We start from the raw sequence: 17,045 nt of genomic DNA, 5'->3' as shown, positions 1-17,045 counted from the left end.
GCGCTGTCAGCGAGCCCCGGTGGTGAGTGCCCGTATGCCCTCCTGCGCCAGCGCCTCCGCGTGCTGGTTGCCGAGCCTCCGGGCCAGCTCGAGCGCCTCGCGGTGCAGTCGTAGCGCCTCCTCCGGCAGGCCCGCCAGGCGGCAGGTCTCGGCATAGCCGTCGAGGAAATGGATCTTCCAGTGGTCCTCGAACAACTCGTCCAGCAGGGCGAACGCCTCCCGGTGGCTGGCCAGTGCCTCCTCGTACCGGCCCGTCTGCCGTAGCGCCACGCCCATGCAGTTGAGGCACCATGCCTGGTTGTTCAGGTGTCCGTCCTCGCGGGCCAGTGTCAGGGCCCGACCCAGTTGCTCCACGGCCTCGTCCGGGTCCTCCTGGGCGATGGCCAGACCGAGCGTGATCCGGGCCGTCAGGCCCGGCGGCCATGCGGGGTCGGTGGGCCGCAGACTCAGCAGCTCCCGGGCCCGCTGGGCCGCCTCCGTACGATGTCCCAGCTGGAGCATCGTCCAGGCCTCCGCCGCGGCCGCGTGGGCCGCTCCCGCCGGGCAGCCGCCCTGCTCGTACAGCTTCCGCGCCAGCCGGAAGAGTTCCAGCGGCTCCTCGACCCGCCCCGCGTCCCAGCTCAAGTAGCCGCGGCGGACGGCCAGTTCCGCCTCCGCCCGCGCGTCGCCCGACTGGGACAGCCGGAGTCCGGCCGCCTCGTACGCGGCGGCGGCCTCGGCCATGCGGCCCGCGTTGTAGCGTGCGTAGCCCAGATCGCTGTGTGCCTCGGCCAGTTGCACCGGATCGTCGAGGCGCTCGGCGGCGGCCAGCGACCGCTCGAAGAGAACGTTGAGATGGGTCGTGCCGCAGCGCCGCGCGAAGTAGGCGCGCAGGAAGCGCGGCAGCTCGCACACGTGCACATCGGCCCCGACGGCAGCCGCCGTCTCGAAGGCCGCGATCAGGTTCGCGTACTCCGTGACGTACCAGACGAAGGCCGCGTTCTTGTCCCTGAACTCCGGCAGCTCGGCCGGGCGGTGTCCGGCGGAGGGCGCCCGGCCGGGTGACAGGAACGGCATCGCGGCGTCGGCGGCGGCCGCCGCGTGCACGTAGTAGTCCAGCACCCGGGCCACGGCCCGCTCCCGGTCGGCCGCCGAGTCCTGCTCCGCCGCGGCCCGCCGCGCGTGCTGGTGCACCAGGTCGTGCAGCCGGTAGCGGCCCACCGTCGGCTGCTGGACCAGGTGCGCGTCGAGCAGGTCCTCCAGCATCGCCCGGGCGCTGTGCAGCGGCACGTCCGCGAGGGCCGCCACCACGTACTCGTCGAACGACTCCCCGGGCAGCACGCCCAGCAGCCGGAAGAGACGGGCCTGGGACCGGTTCAGCTGGCGTACCGACATCGCGAACGCCGCGCTGAACGCGGCGTCGAACTCGCCCGCGCCCTGCGCCATCCGTTCGGCGAGGACGCCCACGGTCCAGCCCGGCCGGTGCCGCAGCCGCGCCCCGGCCAGGCGCAGCGCCAGCGGCAGATGGCCGCACAGCCGCAGCACCTCGGCCGCGGAGCCGGGATCGCGGGCCAGTCTGCCGTCGGGCCCGGCGGGGTCGCCGCTGGCCCGGGCCAGCAGCCGAGCGCTCTCCTCGGGGCTCAGCACGTCGAGCGAGACCGGGGGCACCTCGTCCAGTCCGAGGAGCCGGTTGCGGCTCGTGACCAGGGCGACGGAGGGCCCGGCACCGGGCAGCAGCGGGCGCACCTGCTCGGCGTCGGCGGCGTTGTCGAGGACCACGACGACCCGTCGGCCGGCCAGTTCCGACCGCCAGCAGGCGGCCAGTTGCTCAAGGCCCTCCTGCGGGACCTTCTCCGAGGGGACGTCGAGGGCGCCGAGCAGCATCCGCAGCGCGGCCTCGGGGTCGAGAGGTGGCCGGCCCTCGGTGAACCCGTGCAGGTCCACGTAGAGCTGTGCGTCCGGGAAGTCGGCGGCGAGCCGGTGCGCGGCGTGCACCGCCAGACAGGTCTTGCCGACGCCCGCCATGCCGTCGACGGAGACCGCCCGATGGCTCGCGACGGCGGCCAGCACGGCGGCGAGTTGCTCCTCTCGCCCGGTGAAGTCGGGCACGTCGCGCGGCAGGTCGTTGCGGGCCGGCGGGCGGCCCTGGCGGATGCTCTTCGGGGGTGCGGGCAAGGGGTTCGAGGCCCGTTCCCACACCGGACGCAAGGGGCGGGGGTCGCGCTTGACGAGCCGGCAGAGGGCCACCACCGCGGGCCAGGGCGGCACTGTCTGCCCGTTGAGGTAGCGCGAGAGCGACGAGGAGCTCAGGCCGGTGTCCCGGGCGAGGGCCCGTACGCCGAGCCCGGACAGGTCCTGGAGCAGGCGCAGCCGGGCCGCCAGCTCCTCCTGTGGGCCGGTCTGCGTCGTCCGTGCGTGCGCGTCCACTGGTCCCCCCGCTGTCGTGTCCCGTTCCGGCGGAAGTCTTCATGGCCAAGTCGCCGCAGGTCAAGGCTGTTTGGGCTGTCCCACGGTGTCCCATGGCCATGGCCCGGGCAGGCCGCTGCGGCTGTGATGGTGTCACGCCCCGGCGCCAGGGGGCACCGACCAGAAGAGAACCAGTAGAGGAGCGGACCGAGATGCAGTCCCGTATGCAGAACCCCGCCGTCGTCCTGTCCGACGCGATGCAGCCCGTCCAGCAGCTCCTCAAGGTCGTGCACTCCGGCGGAGTGGACGCGCAGACGCTGAAGCTGGTGCATCTGCGGGTCAGCCAGATCAACGGGTGCAGCGCCTGTGTCGACGCCGGCGCCAGGACGGCCCGCAAGGCCGGAGTGAGCGACGAGCGCCTGGCCACGGTCGCCGCATGGCGGGAGGCCCCGTACTTCACCGACGAGGAGCGGGCGGCCCTCGCGCTGGCCGAGGCCGCGACGCGCCTCGCCGACCGTCCCGACGCGGTGAGCGACGACGTCTGGGACACGGCCGCCACCTACTACGACGAGAAGCAGCTGGCCGCGGTCATCCTGATGATCGGTGTCACCAACCTGTTCAACCGGCTCAACGCCACCACCCGCCAGATCGCCGGCGCGTGGGGCTGACCCCCCGTCCCCGTCCCACCGTCCCGCCCCCTCCCTCCCCGCCACCGAAGGAGACCCGCTGTGAACGCCACGCAGAAGACCGCCCGGAGCACCGCCGCCACGTCCGAGGGATTCACGGACGAGGAGCGAGCGGCGATGAAGGAGCGGGCCAAGGAGGTCAAGGCGGCCACGCGCGGCGGATCGCGCGCCGCCAAGGCCGCGCAGGACGAGGCCGCCGTGCTCGCCAAGATCGCGGAGATGCAGGACCTGGACCGGGCCATGGCCGAACGGCTCCACGCCGTCGTCCGGGCCGCCGCGCCGGAGCTCGCCCCGAAGCTCTGGTACGGGATGCCCGCGTACGCCCTGGACGGCAAGGTCGTCTGCTTCTTCCAGAGCGCCGAGAAGTTCAGGTCCCGCTATGCCACCTTCGGCTTCAGCGACCGGGCGAACCTCGACGAGGGCACCATGTGGCCGGCCTCCTACGCCCTGAAGGAGCTGTCCGCCGCCGACGAGGCGAGGATCGGCGAGCTCGTGCGGAAGGCCGTCGGCTGAGGGCCGCGAGAGGGGTTCACCCCTTCGGCTAGCTGCATAAATGCGGGTTGACCGACGCGGGCTCACTCGTTCGGGTGGGAACTGACGACGATCCGGCCTTCTCGGGCAATGCCCTCGACAGAATCGGACCGGCCTTTCGGGGTCGGTCCGTCTGCTCTTTCAGGGCCCACATGGGGGACCAGAGGCATGATGCGCATCAAGGCACGGGCGCCCACCGCGCGGGGAGCGGTACTGCCCACGGTCTGTGGGGCCGTGGCGGTCGCCTACAAGTTCGGCTGCCCGCTCGCCCAGCAGAACGGGCTCGGCGCGCGCATGGTCACCGGCGCCGTCTTCTTCGCCGTCGGCACAGGGCTGATCGTCCATGTCCGGCGCGCGCTGCTGCGGGAGCTGCGGCAGGTCCGCCGGGTGGCGCGGGCCGCGCAGAGCGTCGTACTGCGGCCCCTGCCGCCGCGTCTCGACGGGCTGAACGTCGCCGCCGCCCAGCTGTCCGCAGAACGGGGCGCGAGCGTCGGTGGCGACCTGTACGAGGCGGTCGCCACCGAGCACGGGGTGCGGGTGGTGATGGGTGACGTACGCGGGCACGGGCTGGCCGCTCTCGGCACGGTCGCCGCCGTCCTCGGAAGCTTCCGCGAGGCCGCCCACGACGAGCCCGAACTCCGCGGCGTCCTCAGCCGGCTGGACCGGGCCCTCGCCCGGCACCTGCGCGAACGCGCCCGCGCCGAACACCCGGCGAACGGTGGTCAGGACCCCGACCACCCGGTCGCCGAGGAGTTCGTCACCGTCCTGCTCCTGGAGATCGACGGCGACGGCCGGCTGCGCGCCCTCAACTGCGGCCATCCGTGGCCGTATCTGCTCAGAGGCACGAGAGTCGAGCCGTTGACGCGCGTCGACCCGCTTCCGCCGCTGGGCCCGTTCCCGCTTCCGGCCGAGCTGGAGGCCGAGTCCTGCGGTCATCTGGTTCCAGGTGAGTCCCTGGTTCTCTTCACGGACGGGGTGGAGGACGCGAGGGACAGCCGGGGCCGGTTCTTCTCGCTGCCGGGCACGCTGAGCGAAGTCGCACGGGATCATCCCGTCCCTCCCCAGACGGTCCTGCGCACCGTATTCACGGCGCTCCTGCATCACACGAGCGGCAAACCCACGGACGACATGGCACTACTGGTCCTACGAAACGATCGAACGCGGGGCGAGCCTTCTTGCCCAGGGGCGCGGCACTCCAGTAGCCGGCCCGGCCAAGCCACCGCTTTTCGAGGGGGAGCCGGCGGCTTGGCCGGCACTTAAGTCAATCGAGACAGCACGCTGAGCGACAGCGCGTGCACAGTACGGATGCATGTGTTCCGTTCACACCCCGTGTGAACGCGAGCACACTACGCTGAACCGCACCAGGCCACTTGGGGGGCATCCCATGCAGCCCAACACTCTGCTCGACGCGATCCTGGACGAGGCGGGGATCTCGCACGCCGGTCTCGCCGCCCACGTCAACCAGGCGGGCCGGAGACGGGGCCTCGTGCTCCGGTACGAACACACCGCCGTGGCACGCTGGTTGAAGGGCCAGCGGCCGCGCGGCCAGGTCCCGGACCTGATCTGTGAGGTACTCGCCACCCGCCTGCGCCGTACCGTCACCCTCGACGACATCGGCCTGGGCGTGCCCGGCGAGCCCAGCACCCCGCACACCGGCTCGCTGAACGGCTTCGTCGAGCGGGCGACCGCCCTGTGGCGTTCCGACGAACAGCAGCGGCCGCATGTGCTGGGCGCCCCCGCCGTCACCGGGACCCCGGCCGTGATGCCGGTGTGGGAGTGGGAGAACCCGCCCGAGGACGTCGACGTCTCCCGCGGCGGCCGGCACCCTGTCACCCCGGCCGACATCGAGATGCTGCGCGCCGCGCGGACGCACTACGAGCAGATGTACCGCAAGGCCGGCGGCATCGCGACCCGCACCAGGATCGTCGGCTTCCTCAACGCCGAGGCGGCGCCGCTGCTGCGCGGCAGCTACACCGACGCCACCGGACGCCAACTGCACCGCGCCACCGGTGGACTGGTGGCGATCGCGGGCATCTGCGCGTACGACTCCGACGCCCACGGTCTCGCCCAGCGCTACTTCCACCAGGCGCTGCGGCTGGCAAAGGCCAGCGGCGACCGAGGACTTGGCGCCTATGTGATAGCTCTGCTGGTCAACCAGTCACTGTTCATGCGGGAGCACCGGCAGGCCGTCGCCTTCGCCGAGGCCGCGCTGCGGGCCGCCGGCAAACACATCACCCCGGCGCTCGCCTCCGACCTGTACGCGATGCAGGCCAAGGCGTACGCCCACCTCGGCGACTCCGCGGGGGCCCTGTCCTGCATCCGGCGCGCGGAGGCGGCGGCCGAGCGGATCCGGCGCGGCTACGAGCCCGACGAGACCGGATACGTCCAGCCGGGCCTGGTCAATGTGCAGGTGGCCGAGGCGCTGCTGAGCCTCGGCGAGCTGGCCGCCGCGCGGGAGCACGCGGCGGCGGCCGTGGACAACCCGGCCCACGACCGGGGGCGGGTGCACCGGCTCGCCATGCTCAGCACCATCGAGCTGCGCCAGGGCAATGCCGACAAGGCGGTGGCCGCCGCTGTGCAGATGGCCGAGCAGGCTCGCGGGATGGAGTCCCAGCGACTGCGCGACAGACTCCGCGCGGTGCGCGAACACCTGGTGCGCTGCGGTTCGGCCGGCACTGCCGAAGCCGCCGAACTCATCGACGGGGCACTGCGCGTACCGCTGTAGGCCCCCTGTAGGTGCACAGTCCCTGCTGCGATATTGCCACTTACTCGGCGGAAGGTGGCAGAACCGTGCAGTGGACGAAACACAACGAACAAACTGTGTATGCAAACCGCTGGTTCAGAGTCAATCTCGCAGATGTCGAGCTGCCGGACGGCCGGCACCTGGACCACTTCCTGATCCGGCTGCGGCCGGTGGCCGTGGCCACCGTGGTCAACGAGGCCAACGAGGTGTTGCTGCTGTGGCGGCACCGCTTCATCACCGACAGCTGGGGCTGGGAACTGGCCGCGGGCGTCGTCGAGGACGGCGAGGACATAGCGAGCGCAGCCGCCAGAGAACTGGAGGAGGAGACCGGCTGGCGGCCGGGGCCCCTGCACCACCTCATGAGCGTGGAGCCGTCCAACGGCCTCACCGACGCCCGGCACCACATCTACTGGTCCGACCGGGGCGAGTACATCGGGCATCCCGTGGACGACTTCGAGTCGGACCGCCGGGAATGGCTCCCCCTCAAACTCGTCCCCGACCTGATCGCCCGTGGGGAGGTCCCGGCCGCCAACATGGCGGCCGCGTTACTCCTGCTGCACCACCTCAGGCTCGCCGAGGGCTAGATCTTGTCGTCAAACTCCCGCCGTCCGCCCGGAGGGCGGGCCTCGCGGCGTCAGGTGCGTGCTCTGGGGGAGTGCCGGGCTCTGGCCCTCGTGCTGGACGTACGTGGGCCCGGGCCCGGTGCGGCGAGTGGGGTGCCCCCTTTGGGGGAGCGTGCATGGCGTCGCGGGGCAGGCAGGAGTTCGACGGCAGGGCCTAGCGGGCCAGCGCCTGCCAGATGGTCACGAGGAGCGCGCCCAGGGAGGTGAGCGCGGCGAGCGAGGGCAGTGGCCAGCGTGCGTGTTCCAGCGAGTTCAGGCGGGTGTCCAGCTCGTCCAGTTCCTTGGCGGTCTCGTCGGTCCGGTGCCGCAGCAGCGCCAGCCCTCCCTCGACGTGCGCGCAGGCCACGTCGAGGCGGCGCCGTAACTCTGCGAGTTCTCCCTGGACCACGGGATGCTCCGAATGGGCGGTCACGTGTCCACTCCTTTCCGTAGTCGGACGTTGTTGCATCCCTTGCATGGGCATGAGGAGTCAACTCGCCCGGCGGACACGTGGGGAGCGTGTGCGACGGGCATATGCGTGCCCGTCGCGCACACGGAGTGTGAAGCGCCGTTGTCCGTGATCAGCCGTAGGTGTAGAAGCCCGACCCGGTCTTCCGGCCCAGCCGGCCCGCCTCGACCATGCGCTGCAGCAGCGGGGGAGCGGCGTACAGCGGCTCCTTGTACTCGGCGTACATGCTGTTGGCGATGGAGACGATGGTGTCCAGGCCGATCAGGTCGGACAGCTTCAGCGGGCCCATCGGGTGGGCGCAGCCCATCTCCATGCCGTTGTCGATGTCCTCGCGGCTCGCGATGCCCGACTCGAACATCCGGATCGCGGAGAGCAGATAGGGCACGAGCAGCGCGTTGACCACGAAGCCGGAGCGGTCCTGGGCGCGAATGGCGTGCTTGCCGAGCACCTTCTCGGCGAAGACCTGGGCGCGGCTGAGGGTGCCCTCGGAGGTGGTGAGCGCCGGGATCAGCTCGACCAGCTGCTGCACCGGCGCCGGGTTGAAGAAGTGGATGCCGACCACGTGGTCCGGGCGGGAGGTGGCCACCGCCAGCTTCACCAGCGGGATCGAGGAGGTGTTGGAGGCGAGGATCGCGTCCGGGCGGGTCACCACCTGGTCGAGGACCTGGAAGATCTCCGTCTTCACCGGCTCGCTCTCCACGACGGCCTCGATCACCAGGTCGCGGTCCGCGAACTCGCCGAGGTCGGTGGTGAAGGTGAGCCGCGCCTGCGTGGCGTCCCGCTCCTCCTCGGTGATCTTGCCGCGCTCGGCGGCCTTGGCCAGGGAGCTGAACAGCCGGGTACGGCCGATCTCCAGGGCCTCGCCGGTGGTCTCGGCGACCTTCACGTCCAGTCCTGCGCGGGCGCACACCTCGGCGATGCCGGCGCCCATCTGGCCGCAGCCCACGACTCCGACGCGCGCAATGTCTCCCGCTGGGATGCCCGTCACATCGTCCCCTTCGCTGGTTCTCCGGCTCGCTGGCAGGAATCCGGGTTTCGGCGCCTGCTCCGATCGAGCACGTTACCGTCAAGTATCGATGATCGATCGGCGGGGTGGGGGCATCCTGGGGCGCGGAACGATCCGTGACCGAGCGGATCCGGAGCGTATGGGGTGTGCGGATGGGGCAGCTCTCTCGGCGGGCCTTCACCACGGCGGCGCTGTCGACGCTGGCCACGGCTCCGGGCGCGGCGTTGGCGGCGGATCGCCGGCCTCGGACCACCGCCGTGCGGGGCGCCGCTGCGGCCGCAGGCCAGCGGCCCCGTGCGGCCGCCGAGATGCGGGGCGTGTGGCTCGCGACCGTGTCCAACCGGGACTGGCCGTCCCGGCCCGGGCTCACGGCCGACGCGCAGCGCAGGGAGCTGATCGCCCATCTCGACAGGGCGGCCCGGGACCGGCTCAACACGGTGATCTTCCAGGTACGGCCCACCGCGGACGCCCTGTGGCCGTCACCGTACGAGCCCTGGTCCGAGTATCTGACCGGGACCCAGGGCCGGAGCCCCGGCTGGGACCCGCTGGGCACCGCGGTGCGGGAGGCCCACGCCCGGGGCCTGGAACTGCACGCCTGGTTCAACCCGTACCGGATCGCGAACCACACCGACCCCGGCCGGCTCGCCGCCTCGCACCCGGCCCGCCGGCACCCCGACTGGGCGGTGCCCTACGGCGGGAAGCTCTACTACAACCCCGGCCTGCCCGAGGTCCGCGCCTTCGTCCAGCGGGCGATGCTCGACGCGGTCGCCAGGTACCCGGTCGACGCCGTCCACTTGGACGACTACTTCTATCCGTATCCGGTCGCGGGGCAGACCTTCGACGACGATGACGCCTATGACCGATACGGAGGCGACTTCTCCAGCCGGGCCGCCTGGCGGCGGGACAACATCAACAGGCTGGTGAAGGAGACGGCCGCCGGCATCAGGAGGGTCCGGCCCGGCACCCGGTTCGGGATCAGCCCCTTCGGGGTGTGGCGCAACGCCTCGACCGACCCGCGCGGCTCGGACACGCGGGCGGGCGTGCAGACGTACGACGACCTGTACGCGGACACCCGCACCTGGGTGCGCCGCCACTGGATCGACTACATCGTCCCGCAGCTGTACTGGCACATCGGCTTCGCCGCCGCCGACTACGCGAAGCTGGTCGAGTGGTGGGCGGCGGTCGCGAGGGGCACGAAGACACACCTGTACATCGGCGAGGCCCTGTACCGGGCCGGGGCCGCCGGGCAGCCCCCGGCCTGGCAGGACCCGGTCGAGCTGTCCCGGCACCTCACCCTCGCCGCCGGTTACCCGCAGGTGCGCGGGCATGTGTTCTTCGCCGCCGCGGACGTGGCGGCCGATCCGATCGGGGCGATGTCACGCGTGATCACCGACCACTACGGGCGGTCGGCGAAGCCACCCCGCTGATCCCTCTCGTCCCGGTGCTTGACCTGGCAGTCGGGTCCGGGGGACATGATGGCCTCGTGTCCGTCCTGGAACCGGACGCGGTAGGGCGGGTTGCCTTCCTGTCCCAGCACTTCGACGACTTCCGAGACCTGGTCGTGCTGACCGACCACCCTGCCGTGCTGGACAAGCCGGTCGCCCTTGGATGCGCGCATATCGCAGGCCCTCCTCACGATCACGACCGCTGGGTGACGGCGATGCACACGAGCACGGTGACGGCGGTCACCGGAGCGGCCGCCGTGAAGTGCTCGCCGAGCAGCAGCGCCGACCACACCAGTGTGAGCAGCGGCTGAGCCAACTGCAACTGGCTGGCCCTGGGGATGCCGATGGCCGCCATGCCCCGGTACCAGACGACCAGACCGAGGAACTGCGAGCCCAGCGCCACCCACAGCAGGCCGGCGATGCCGTGCCCGGTGAGCCGGACGGGCTCGTACGTCAGCGCCACCGCGGCGGCCGGCACGCTCAGCGGCAGGCACAGCACGAGCGCCCAGCCGATCACCTGCCAGCCCGGCATGATCCGGGCCAGCCGGCCGCCCTCGGTGTAGCCGGCCGCGCACACCAGCAGGGCCGCGAACAGATACCCGTCGGCGGCCGTGAGCGCGCCGCCGCTCTGCCCGACGGTGAACGCGACCACGGCCGCGGCGCCCGCCAGCGCGGCCGTCCAGAACCGGCGCGAGGGGCGGCTGCCGGTGCGCAGCGCGGAGAACACGGCCGTGGTCAGCGGCAGCAGTCCCACCACGACGGCGGCGTGCGCGGTGGTGGAGGTCTGCAGGGCGAGCGTCGTCAGCATCGGGAAGCCGACCACGACGCCGGCGGCGACGACGGCGAGACCCGGCAGATGCCGGCGCTCCGGTAGCGGTACCCGCAGCGCGAGGAGGCAGCCGCCCGCGACGAGCGCGGCGAGCACACTGCGCACGGCCACCAGCGACCAGGGACCGAAGCCCTGCAGACCCCATGCGGTCGCCGGAAACGTCAGGGAGAAGGAGGCGACGCCGAGGGCGGCGAGGCCGGTGCCGAGGCCGCGGCGCTCGCGGGGAGCGGTGACCGCTATCGGGCTCGCGGCAGTAGCGCTACTCTGGTTTCTCATGCATCAGCGTAGCAGTGTCAGCGATCTGGCAGAACAGCTGAGGCGAGAACTTGATCGCTACTCTCCCGGTGGAAAGCTCCCGTCGAGCCGGGCGCTCGTCGAACGGTTCCACGTGAGCCCGGTGACCGTCTCGCGTGCCCTCGCCCAGCTGGCCGCCGAGGGCCTGGTGGTCACCCGGCCAGGGGCGGGCGCCTTCCGGGCCCGGCCGCGCGCGACCGAGGCCCCGGCCGGGGACACCTCCTGGCAGGAGGTCGCGCTGAGCGCCGACGGCGCCGCCGAGCTCGTACCGCGCACGGTGGACGCCTCCGGGGTCACGGTCTCCCTGGCCGCGCCGCCGCCCGGCGTGCTGGAGTTCAACGGCGGCTATCTCCATCCCTCCCTCCAGCCCGAGCGGGCCATGGCGGCGGCGCTCGCCCGGGCGGGGCGGCGGCCGGGCGCCTGGGGGAGGCCGCCGTTGGAGGGGCTGCCGGAGCTGCGGGAGTGGTTCGCGCGGGGGATCGGCGGGGGCGTCACCGCGGCCGAGGTGCTGATCGCGGCCGGTGGCCAGTCCGCGCTGGCCACCGCCCTGCGCGCGCTCGCCCCGCCCGGCGCCCCCGTCCTGGTCGAGTCGCCCACCTACCCCGGCATGCTGGCCCTCGCCCGCGCCGCCGGACTCCGCCCGGTCCCGGTCCCCGTCGACCCCGACGGGGTGCGTCCGGAACTACTCGCCGACGCCTTCCGGGCCAGCGGCGCCCGGGTCTTCGTCTGCCAGCCCCTGTTCCAGAACCCCACCGGCGCCGTCCTGGCCGCCGATCGGCGCGCCGAGGTGCTGCGCATCGCCCGCGAGGCCGGCGCCTTCGTCCTGGAGGACGACTTCGTACGGCGCCTGGTGCACGCCGACGCGGGCCCGCTGCCCCGCCCACTGGCCGCCGCCGACCCGGACGGCGTGGTCGTGCACGTCGGCTCGCTGACCAAGGCGACCTCGCCCAGCTTCCGGGTGAGCGCCCTGGCCGCGCGCGGCCCGGTGCTGGAACGCCTGCGCGCCATCCAGGTCGTCGACAGCTTCTTCGTCCCCCGGCCGCTGCAGGAGGCCGCTCTGGAACTGGTCGGCTCCCCGGCCTGGCCCCGTCATCTGCGGGCGCTGTCGGCCGAGTTGAAGGCCCGCCGCGACGCCATGACGGCCGCGCTCGCCCTGCACCTGCCCGAACTCGCCCTGCCGCACGTCCCCTCCGGCGGCTACCACCTCTGGCTCCGGCTGCCCGACCGGACCGACGAGTCCGCCCTCACCGCGGCCGGCCTCCGCGCGGGCGTCGCCCTCACCCCCGGCCGCCCCTACTTCAGTGCCGAACCTCCCGCCGCCCACCTCCGCCTGAGCTTCGCGGCGGTCGCCGGCACCGGGGAGATCACGGAGGGGGTACGGCGGCTGCGGACGGCCTGCGACGAGGTGCTCTAGGTGTACTCGGTCAGCGTCACCGGCGCGCAGGCGAACTCCCGGCGACTCGAACCGCCCCGGGGTGAGCCGGACTTCCGGTGATCCGGCTGGGCGAGCGCGAAGGCGGCCTCGCTGGGCCGGCGGACACCCGGCCCTCGGTGGGGCGGCGGACACCCGGGCCCTCGGTGGGGCGGCGGACACCCGGGCCCTCGTCCTCGTCGTCCAGGCCGAAGCCGGCCGCCCGCGTCTCCGCGGGAAAATCATGCCGGGCGCCGCCGACACCTCTGGGATGATCGCGGCATGAGCGATACGCCCCGGCTCCCCGACGGCTACGAGTTCTCCGCCGACCCCGCCCGCGTCGATGTCGACCGGGTCCACGGCTGGCTGTCGACCGACGCCTACTGGGCGATGGGCCGGCCCCGCGAGAAGCACGAGCGGGCGATGGCGAGCTCACTGAACTTCGGGGTGTACGAGCGGGCCTCGGGCGAGCAGGTGGCGTACGCCCGCGTGGTCACCGACCAGGCTCTGTTCGCCTGGCTCGCCGATGTGTACGTGGACCCCTCCGTGTGCGGCAAGGGCGTAGGCACGGCCTTCGTCGGCCGCATCCGCGACCACCTGAAGCCGTACGGACTGCGCCGCATCCTGCTGGCCACACAGGACGCGCACGGGGTGTACGAGAAGCTGGGCTTCCGCTCGCTGGACCGCCCCGACCAGTGGATGGTCCACCCCTTCGAGTCCTGGTGAGCGGCCGGGTCCGAGTGACCGGCCGCACACCCTTCGTAGCTCACAGGCGGCACCCCTTGACCTGCACTCACCGGCGGATCACCATCACCGCATGCCACTGAGGGTGACGTTCGTCGCCGCCGCGCGCAGCGCCCCGCTGCTCGCGGAGCGCTTCGACGACGACCGGCCGCTGGACCTGGCCGGCTGGGACGAGGTGCAGCGCGCCGCCGGGGACCTGCTGCCGCTGGCGGCCGCCGAGCTGCGGTACTGCTCGCCGACCCCGCGCAGCCGAGCCACCGGCGACGCGCTGGGGTACGCCCCGCTGGCCCAGCTGGCGCTGCGCGACTGCGACATGGGCCGCTGGCGTGGACTGACCCTGGGCGAGGCGATGGCCCGTGAGCCGGACGCCGTGGACGCCTGGCTCGCCGACCCGCGCGCCACCCCGCACGGCGGCGAGTCCCTGCTGGGCTTCATCTCCCGGGTCGGCGGCTGGCTGGACACCCGGCCGGCGGAGGACGGCGGCCGGATCGTCGCCGTCGCCGAGCCCGCCGTGATCCGCGCCGCCCTGGTCTACGCCCTGAAGGCACCGCCGTCGAGTTACTGGAACATCGACGTGCGCCCACTGTCCACGTCCACCGTCACCGGCCGCGCGGGCCGCTGGAACCTGCGCCTGGACGCCGTCTCGGCTCAGCCCTCGCGCACATAGTCCGTGGTCAGCACCAGATCCTTCGCCGGGCCGCCGACCCGCCACACCGAGCGCCAGCGGTCGGCATCGTGGACGGTGAACTCGCCCCGGTAGAGGTCGGCCGCGCACGGGTGCTCGGCGACGTACCGCCCCGAGGTCAGGTCCAGCGCGTGGAAGGGCCGCCCGTCCGCGAACCGCACATCCGCCGTGCCCGGCGTGGGGCCCGGAAGAAACCGCAGCGTGCGGGTGGCGGGGCGCGCCACGCCCTGCCAGGTGAACGTGCCGGACTCCTCGTGGAGCAGGCCTCCGGCCTGCAGCGCCGTGAAGACGGTCGTCCCTGAGAAGTGCCCTTCGGCTCCGCTCGCCAGGTCTCGCACACTGCGCTCGACTCGCCAGCGGCCGGCCAGATGGGCCAGCACATCGGGGACCGGCCAGTACCGGGGCTGCACATCCATGAGGCGAGCTTACGGGCGACCGTGCCCGCCCATTGACGTGCTCACACCCCTCCTCTTCACCGGTCTCCGCAGCGCGTACGGCCATCGACCTCGGGGGTGCGAGGGTCGCCTCCACGGCGAAGATGACCATGCTCGCCGCCGCACCGGACGCGGTGAACAGCGAGACGTCCACAGCGGTCGCACCGCAGACGTCCACCGTCACCGGGGTCGCCGGTAGGTTCAGCTTGCCGGGGCGCGCAGCCGCCGAGCGCGGTCAGACCCCGAAGTACTGCTGAGCCGCCCGCACGCCCTCCACCAGCGCGTCCACCTCGGCCGGTGTGTTGTAGACGTAGAAGCTCGCCCGGGTCGTCGCCGGGATGCCGTACCGCTTGACGATCGGCCGGGCGCAGTGATGGCCGACGCGCACGGCCACGCCCCGCTCGTCCAGCACCTGGCCCACGTCGTGCGGGTGGATGCCGTCGACCGTGAAGGAGACCGCCGACCCCCGGTCGGTGAGCTCGGTGGGGCCGATGATCCGGACGCCGGGCAGCTCGGTCAGCAGGTCCAGGGCGCGGGCGGTGAGTGTGTCCTCGTACGCCGCCACCTCCGCCATGCCGAGCCGCTCCAGATACTCCACGGCCGCCGCGAGCCCCACCGCCTGCGAGGTCATCGGCACGCCCGCCTCGAAGCGCTGCGGCGGCGGCAGGAAGGTGGTGCGGTCCATCTCCACGATCTCGATCATCGAGCCGCCGGTCAGGAACGGCGGCAGTCCGGCGAGCAGGTCCGCGCGGCCCCACAGCACGCCGACGCCGTTCGGGCCGAGCATCTTGTGCCCGGAGAAGGCGAGGAAGTCCGCGCCCAGTTCCCGTACGTCGACCGGGCGGTGCGGCACGGACTGGGCGCCGTCCACGACCACCAGGGTGCCGAACGCATGGGCGCGGTCGGCGAGTTCGCGCACCGGGTTGAGCGTGCCGAGCACATTGGACTGGTGGCTGAGGGCGAGCACATTGGTGCGCTCGTCCAGCAGCTCCTCGGCCCGGGACAGATCGAGCCGGCCGTCGTCGGTGAGCCCGAACCAGTCGAGGCTCGCCCCGGTCCGCTCGGCGAGCTGCTGCCAGGGGACCAGGTTCGCGTGGTGCTCCATCTCCGTCACCACGATCCGGTCGCCCGGGCCGAGCCGGCCGGCGTTGCCCAGCGCGTAGGCGACGAGGTTGATGCCCTCGGTGGTGTTGCGGGTGAAGACCACCTCGTCGGTGGCGGCGCCGATGAACCGGGCCACGGTCTGCCGAGCCTGCTCGTACGCCTCCGTCGCCTCGCCCGCCAGCTGGTGCGCGCCGCGGTGCACGGCCGCGTTGCGGTGCAGGTAGAAGTCCCGCTCGGCGTCGAGGACCTGGAGCGGTTTCTGGGTGGTGGCGCCGGAGTCCAGGTAGACGAGCGGGGCGCCGCCGTCCAGGGTCCGCTGCAGGATCGGGAAGTCCTTGCGCAGCACGTCCACGTCGAAGGCCACGGCGGCTCACCTCTCACGGTTTTCATTGCGATTCTCCGTGAGTAACGCTAAGTCCTCCTCACGCAGAATCGCAAGGATTACCATGAGAGCCGTGGATCACGAGTCCCCCGTCTACCTGCACCAGCTCCCGGTCCCGGGCGAGGACCGGTATGTCTCGCTGGCGCTGGTCAACACACGCTTCACCGTCAGTCACGGCCAGGTGGACCTGCTCGACGACACGGAGGCGGCACATCTCTGGCTCGTCCGGCACGAGCTGCTGCCCGACCGCGTGGTGATCAACGGCAGGCAGTCCGGCCGGCTGCGCACCCTGCGCGAGGCGCTGCGCGCCCTCTTCGAGGCCCGCGTCTCCGCGGCACTCCCGCCTGCCGACGCCCTCGGCACCCTGAACACCGCGCTCGCCGCGGCGCCCGCCACCCCGCGGCTCGCCTGGACCGCCGACGGCCCCCACCGCGCCGACCTCCCCGACACCGGAAACCCGGCCGCCGCCGCGCTCTCCCTGCTCGCCGAGGACGCCACCGACCTGCTCACCGGCGCCGACGCCGACCAGCTCACGGAGTGCGCCGCCCAGGGCTGCGCCCGCTGGTTCCTGCGCTCGCACGGCGCCCGTCGCTGGTGCACCACCAAGTGCGGCAACCGGGTCCGGGCCGCCCGTGCCTACGCCGCCCGCAAGGCCGGTTCACCTTAAAAACACCTACTGGAAATCACAGGTTTTCCGGTCGGTCATCAAATTCACACGGCGTTTCCCGTATTCGGAGGATGTCGCGTCACTTCTGGGTACGCGCACAACCAATCCGAAACACCGACCGTCTGAGCCGGCGAAAAGGACGGGCACACCTTTGTGGGGGAACGCCGGAAAATGCAACAGGGTGTGACACCGATATCCCCTCCGCGGCGTGCCGCCGCCCTGCTCGCCGCGGCCGTCGCCGGCACGGCGTTCTGCGATCCTCGCCTTCGCTGCGGTCGGCGTCCTCAATACCGCCACCTATTTCTGTCTTTACCTGCTGTTCCTGAACTGGCTGCCCTATCTCTTCGCGCACGTTCTCGCGTTCGTGATCAGTATGGTCGGCTCCTTTTTCCTGAACGCGCGCTTCACCTACCGCACAAGGCCCACCTGGCGGAAATTCCTGTTGTTCCCCCTGACGAATGCCACCAATTTCCTGGTCACCACGCTGGGTGTCTACGTCGTCGTCGACGTCCTGCACGCCGGAAGCCACTTCGCCCCGCTGCTCGCCTCGGCGGCGGCGATCCCGGTGACCTTCGTGGTGTCCCGCTGGGTGATGCTGCCCGAGCGGATCGCCCAGCCGCCTGCATAG

At 72.3% G+C, this 17,045-nt stretch carries 18 protein-coding genes and 1 pseudogene; 12 read left to right on the top strand and 7 right to left on the bottom strand.

Going from position 1 to position 17,045, the window contains the following annotated elements; genetic code table 11:
• Positions 1–6: 6 nt before the first annotated feature.
• A complete protein-coding gene (locus tag ACZ418_RS23540) occupies positions 7–2,406 on the bottom strand; it encodes an ATP-binding protein (RefSeq protein ID WP_468366047.1) in 2,400 nt (799 codons plus the stop codon).
• 191 nt (positions 2,407–2,597) lie between these two features.
• Between ACZ418_RS23540 and ACZ418_RS23535 the strand changes: the two genes are divergently transcribed.
• The 5 genes from ACZ418_RS23535 to ACZ418_RS23515 all read left to right on the top strand — a co-directional run bounded on the left by ACZ418_RS23535 (position 2,598) and on the right by ACZ418_RS23515 (position 6,929).
• Positions 2,598–3,053 (top strand): carboxymuconolactone decarboxylase family protein, encoded by a 456-nt coding sequence (locus ACZ418_RS23535; RefSeq protein ID WP_468366044.1) that lies wholly within the window; start codon positions 2,598–2,600, stop codon positions 3,051–3,053.
• A gap of 135 nt (positions 3,054–3,188) precedes the next feature.
• Positions 3,189–3,584 carry an iron chaperone gene (locus tag ACZ418_RS23530; protein ID WP_468366554.1) on the top strand — a complete coding sequence of 132 codons (396 nt, stop codon included), beginning with the start codon at positions 3,189–3,191 and terminating at the stop codon, positions 3,582–3,584.
• Positions 3,585–3,770: 186 nt separating this feature from the next.
• On the top strand, positions 3,771–4,862 hold the full coding sequence (locus ACZ418_RS23525; RefSeq protein ID WP_468366041.1) for a PP2C family protein-serine/threonine phosphatase: 1,092 nt from the start codon (positions 3,771–3,773) through the stop codon (positions 4,860–4,862).
• A 124-nt stretch (positions 4,863–4,986) separates the two neighbouring features.
• The gene (locus ACZ418_RS23520) at positions 4,987–6,327 is read left to right on the top strand and encodes a transcriptional regulator (protein ID WP_468366038.1); all 1,341 of its coding nucleotides are present in this window, start codon (positions 4,987–4,989) and stop codon (positions 6,325–6,327) included.
• Between the two features lie 65 nt (positions 6,328–6,392).
• Positions 6,393–6,929 carry an NUDIX hydrolase gene (locus ACZ418_RS23515; RefSeq protein WP_468366036.1) on the top strand — a complete coding sequence of 179 codons (537 nt, stop codon included), beginning with the start codon at positions 6,393–6,395 and terminating at the stop codon, positions 6,927–6,929.
• Between the two features lie 193 nt (positions 6,930–7,122).
• On the opposite strand, the gene ACZ418_RS23510 is transcribed toward ACZ418_RS23515, so the two are convergent.
• Both ACZ418_RS23510 and ACZ418_RS23505 read right to left on the bottom strand, forming a co-directional pair.
• Positions 7,123–7,380: a hypothetical protein gene (locus ACZ418_RS23510; protein WP_468366033.1), complete on the bottom strand. Its 258-nt coding sequence runs from the start codon at positions 7,378–7,380 to the stop codon at positions 7,123–7,125.
• A gap of 148 nt (positions 7,381–7,528) precedes the next feature.
• Positions 7,529–8,404, bottom strand: a complete 876-nt coding sequence (locus ACZ418_RS23505; RefSeq protein ID WP_468366030.1) for a 3-hydroxybutyryl-CoA dehydrogenase — start codon at positions 8,402–8,404, stop codon at positions 7,529–7,531.
• A 170-nt stretch (positions 8,405–8,574) separates the two neighbouring features.
• On the opposite strand from ACZ418_RS23505, the gene ACZ418_RS23500 reads away from it, so the two are divergent.
• Complete coding sequence (locus ACZ418_RS23500; RefSeq protein WP_468366027.1) at positions 8,575–9,849, top strand: glycoside hydrolase family 10-like protein; 1,275 nt, start codon at positions 8,575–8,577, stop codon at positions 9,847–9,849.
• On the opposite strand, the gene ACZ418_RS23495 is transcribed toward ACZ418_RS23500, so the two are convergent.
• A complete protein-coding gene (locus tag ACZ418_RS23495; protein WP_468366025.1) occupies positions 9,819–10,040 on the bottom strand; it encodes a DUF1918 domain-containing protein in 222 nt (73 codons plus the stop codon). The genes ACZ418_RS23500 and ACZ418_RS23495 overlap by 31 nt on opposite strands.
• Before the next feature lie 20 nt (positions 10,041–10,060).
• Positions 10,061–10,972 carry a DMT family transporter gene (locus ACZ418_RS23490; RefSeq protein WP_468366022.1) on the bottom strand — a complete coding sequence of 304 codons (912 nt, stop codon included), beginning with the start codon at positions 10,970–10,972 and terminating at the stop codon, positions 10,061–10,063.
• On the opposite strand from ACZ418_RS23490, the gene ACZ418_RS23485 reads away from it, so the two are divergent.
• From ACZ418_RS23485 to ACZ418_RS23475, 3 genes are all read left to right on the top strand, one after another.
• A complete protein-coding gene (locus ACZ418_RS23485) occupies positions 10,971–12,404 on the top strand; it encodes an aminotransferase-like domain-containing protein (RefSeq protein WP_468366019.1) in 1,434 nt (477 codons plus the stop codon). The two genes, ACZ418_RS23490 and ACZ418_RS23485, sit on opposite strands and share 2 nt — an antisense overlap.
• A 279-nt stretch (positions 12,405–12,683) precedes the next feature.
• Positions 12,684–13,127 (top strand): GNAT family N-acetyltransferase, encoded by a 444-nt coding sequence (locus tag ACZ418_RS23480; protein WP_468366016.1) that lies wholly within the window; start codon positions 12,684–12,686, stop codon positions 13,125–13,127.
• A gap of 91 nt (positions 13,128–13,218) precedes the next feature.
• A complete protein-coding gene (locus ACZ418_RS23475) occupies positions 13,219–13,812 on the top strand; it encodes a histidine phosphatase family protein (RefSeq protein ID WP_468366013.1) in 594 nt (197 codons plus the stop codon).
• On the opposite strand, the gene ACZ418_RS23470 is transcribed toward ACZ418_RS23475, so the two are convergent.
• Positions 13,794–14,246 (bottom strand): DUF6314 family protein, encoded by a 453-nt coding sequence (locus tag ACZ418_RS23470; protein WP_468366010.1) that lies wholly within the window; start codon positions 14,244–14,246, stop codon positions 13,794–13,796. The two genes, ACZ418_RS23475 and ACZ418_RS23470, sit on opposite strands and share 19 nt — an antisense overlap.
• A gap of 65 nt (positions 14,247–14,311) precedes the next feature.
• Here ACZ418_RS23470 and ACZ418_RS23465 point away from each other — a divergent pair.
• Positions 14,312–14,521, top strand: a pseudogene (locus tag ACZ418_RS23465) (hypothetical protein); the annotation flags it as partial.
• Here ACZ418_RS23465 and ACZ418_RS23460 read toward each other — a convergent pair.
• On the bottom strand, positions 14,500–15,732 hold the full coding sequence (locus tag ACZ418_RS23460; RefSeq protein WP_468366008.1) for a cysteine desulfurase: 1,233 nt from the start codon (positions 15,730–15,732) through the stop codon (positions 14,500–14,502). The pseudogene ACZ418_RS23465 and the gene ACZ418_RS23460 sit on opposite strands and share 22 nt — an antisense overlap.
• 82 nt (positions 15,733–15,814) lie before the next feature.
• Here ACZ418_RS23460 and ACZ418_RS23455 point away from each other — a divergent pair, with 82 nt between their 5' ends.
• Positions 15,815–16,417, top strand: coding sequence for an ABATE domain-containing protein (locus ACZ418_RS23455; RefSeq protein ID WP_468366006.1), 603 nt, complete (start codon positions 15,815–15,817; stop codon positions 16,415–16,417).
• A gap of 208 nt (positions 16,418–16,625) precedes the next feature.
• Positions 16,626–17,045: a GtrA family protein gene (locus ACZ418_RS23450; protein WP_468366003.1), complete on the top strand. Its 420-nt coding sequence runs from the start codon at positions 16,626–16,628 to the stop codon at positions 17,043–17,045.

The organism is Streptomyces sp. NPDC030820 (genome assembly GCF_055572075.1).
The sequence above is the reverse complement of the archived record's forward strand: the minus strand, read 5'-3'. Positions and strand labels throughout refer to the sequence as shown.

Bases quoted from the DNA above. Each gene is read 5' to 3' on its own strand.
- ACZ418_RS23535 (WP_468366044.1), top strand. From the start codon at position 2,598: ATGCAGTCCCGTATGCAGAACCCCGCCGTCGTCCTGTCCGACGCGATG.
- ACZ418_RS23530 (WP_468366554.1), top strand. From the start codon at position 3,189: ATGAAGGAGCGGGCCAAGGAGGTCAAGGCGGCCACGCGCGGCGGATCG.
- ACZ418_RS23525 (WP_468366041.1), top strand. From the start codon at position 3,771: ATGATGCGCATCAAGGCACGGGCGCCCACCGCGCGGGGAGCGGTACTG.
- ACZ418_RS23520 (WP_468366038.1), top strand. From the start codon at position 4,987: ATGCAGCCCAACACTCTGCTCGACGCGATCCTGGACGAGGCGGGGATC.
- ACZ418_RS23500 (WP_468366027.1), top strand. From the start codon at position 8,575: ATGGGGCAGCTCTCTCGGCGGGCCTTCACCACGGCGGCGCTGTCGACG.
- ACZ418_RS23495 (WP_468366025.1), bottom strand. From the start codon at position 10,040: ATGCGCGCATCCAAGGGCGACCGGCTTGTCCAGCACGGCAGGGTGGTC.
- ACZ418_RS23485 (WP_468366019.1), top strand. From the start codon at position 10,971: ATGCATCAGCGTAGCAGTGTCAGCGATCTGGCAGAACAGCTGAGGCGA.
- ACZ418_RS23490 (WP_468366022.1), bottom strand. From the start codon at position 10,972: ATGAGAAACCAGAGTAGCGCTACTGCCGCGAGCCCGATAGCGGTCACC.
- ACZ418_RS23480 (WP_468366016.1), top strand. From the start codon at position 12,684: ATGAGCGATACGCCCCGGCTCCCCGACGGCTACGAGTTCTCCGCCGAC.
- ACZ418_RS23475 (WP_468366013.1), top strand. From the start codon at position 13,219: ATGCCACTGAGGGTGACGTTCGTCGCCGCCGCGCGCAGCGCCCCGCTG.
- ACZ418_RS23470 (WP_468366010.1), bottom strand. From the start codon at position 14,246: ATGGATGTGCAGCCCCGGTACTGGCCGGTCCCCGATGTGCTGGCCCAT.
- ACZ418_RS23455 (WP_468366006.1), top strand. From the start codon at position 15,815: ATGAGAGCCGTGGATCACGAGTCCCCCGTCTACCTGCACCAGCTCCCG.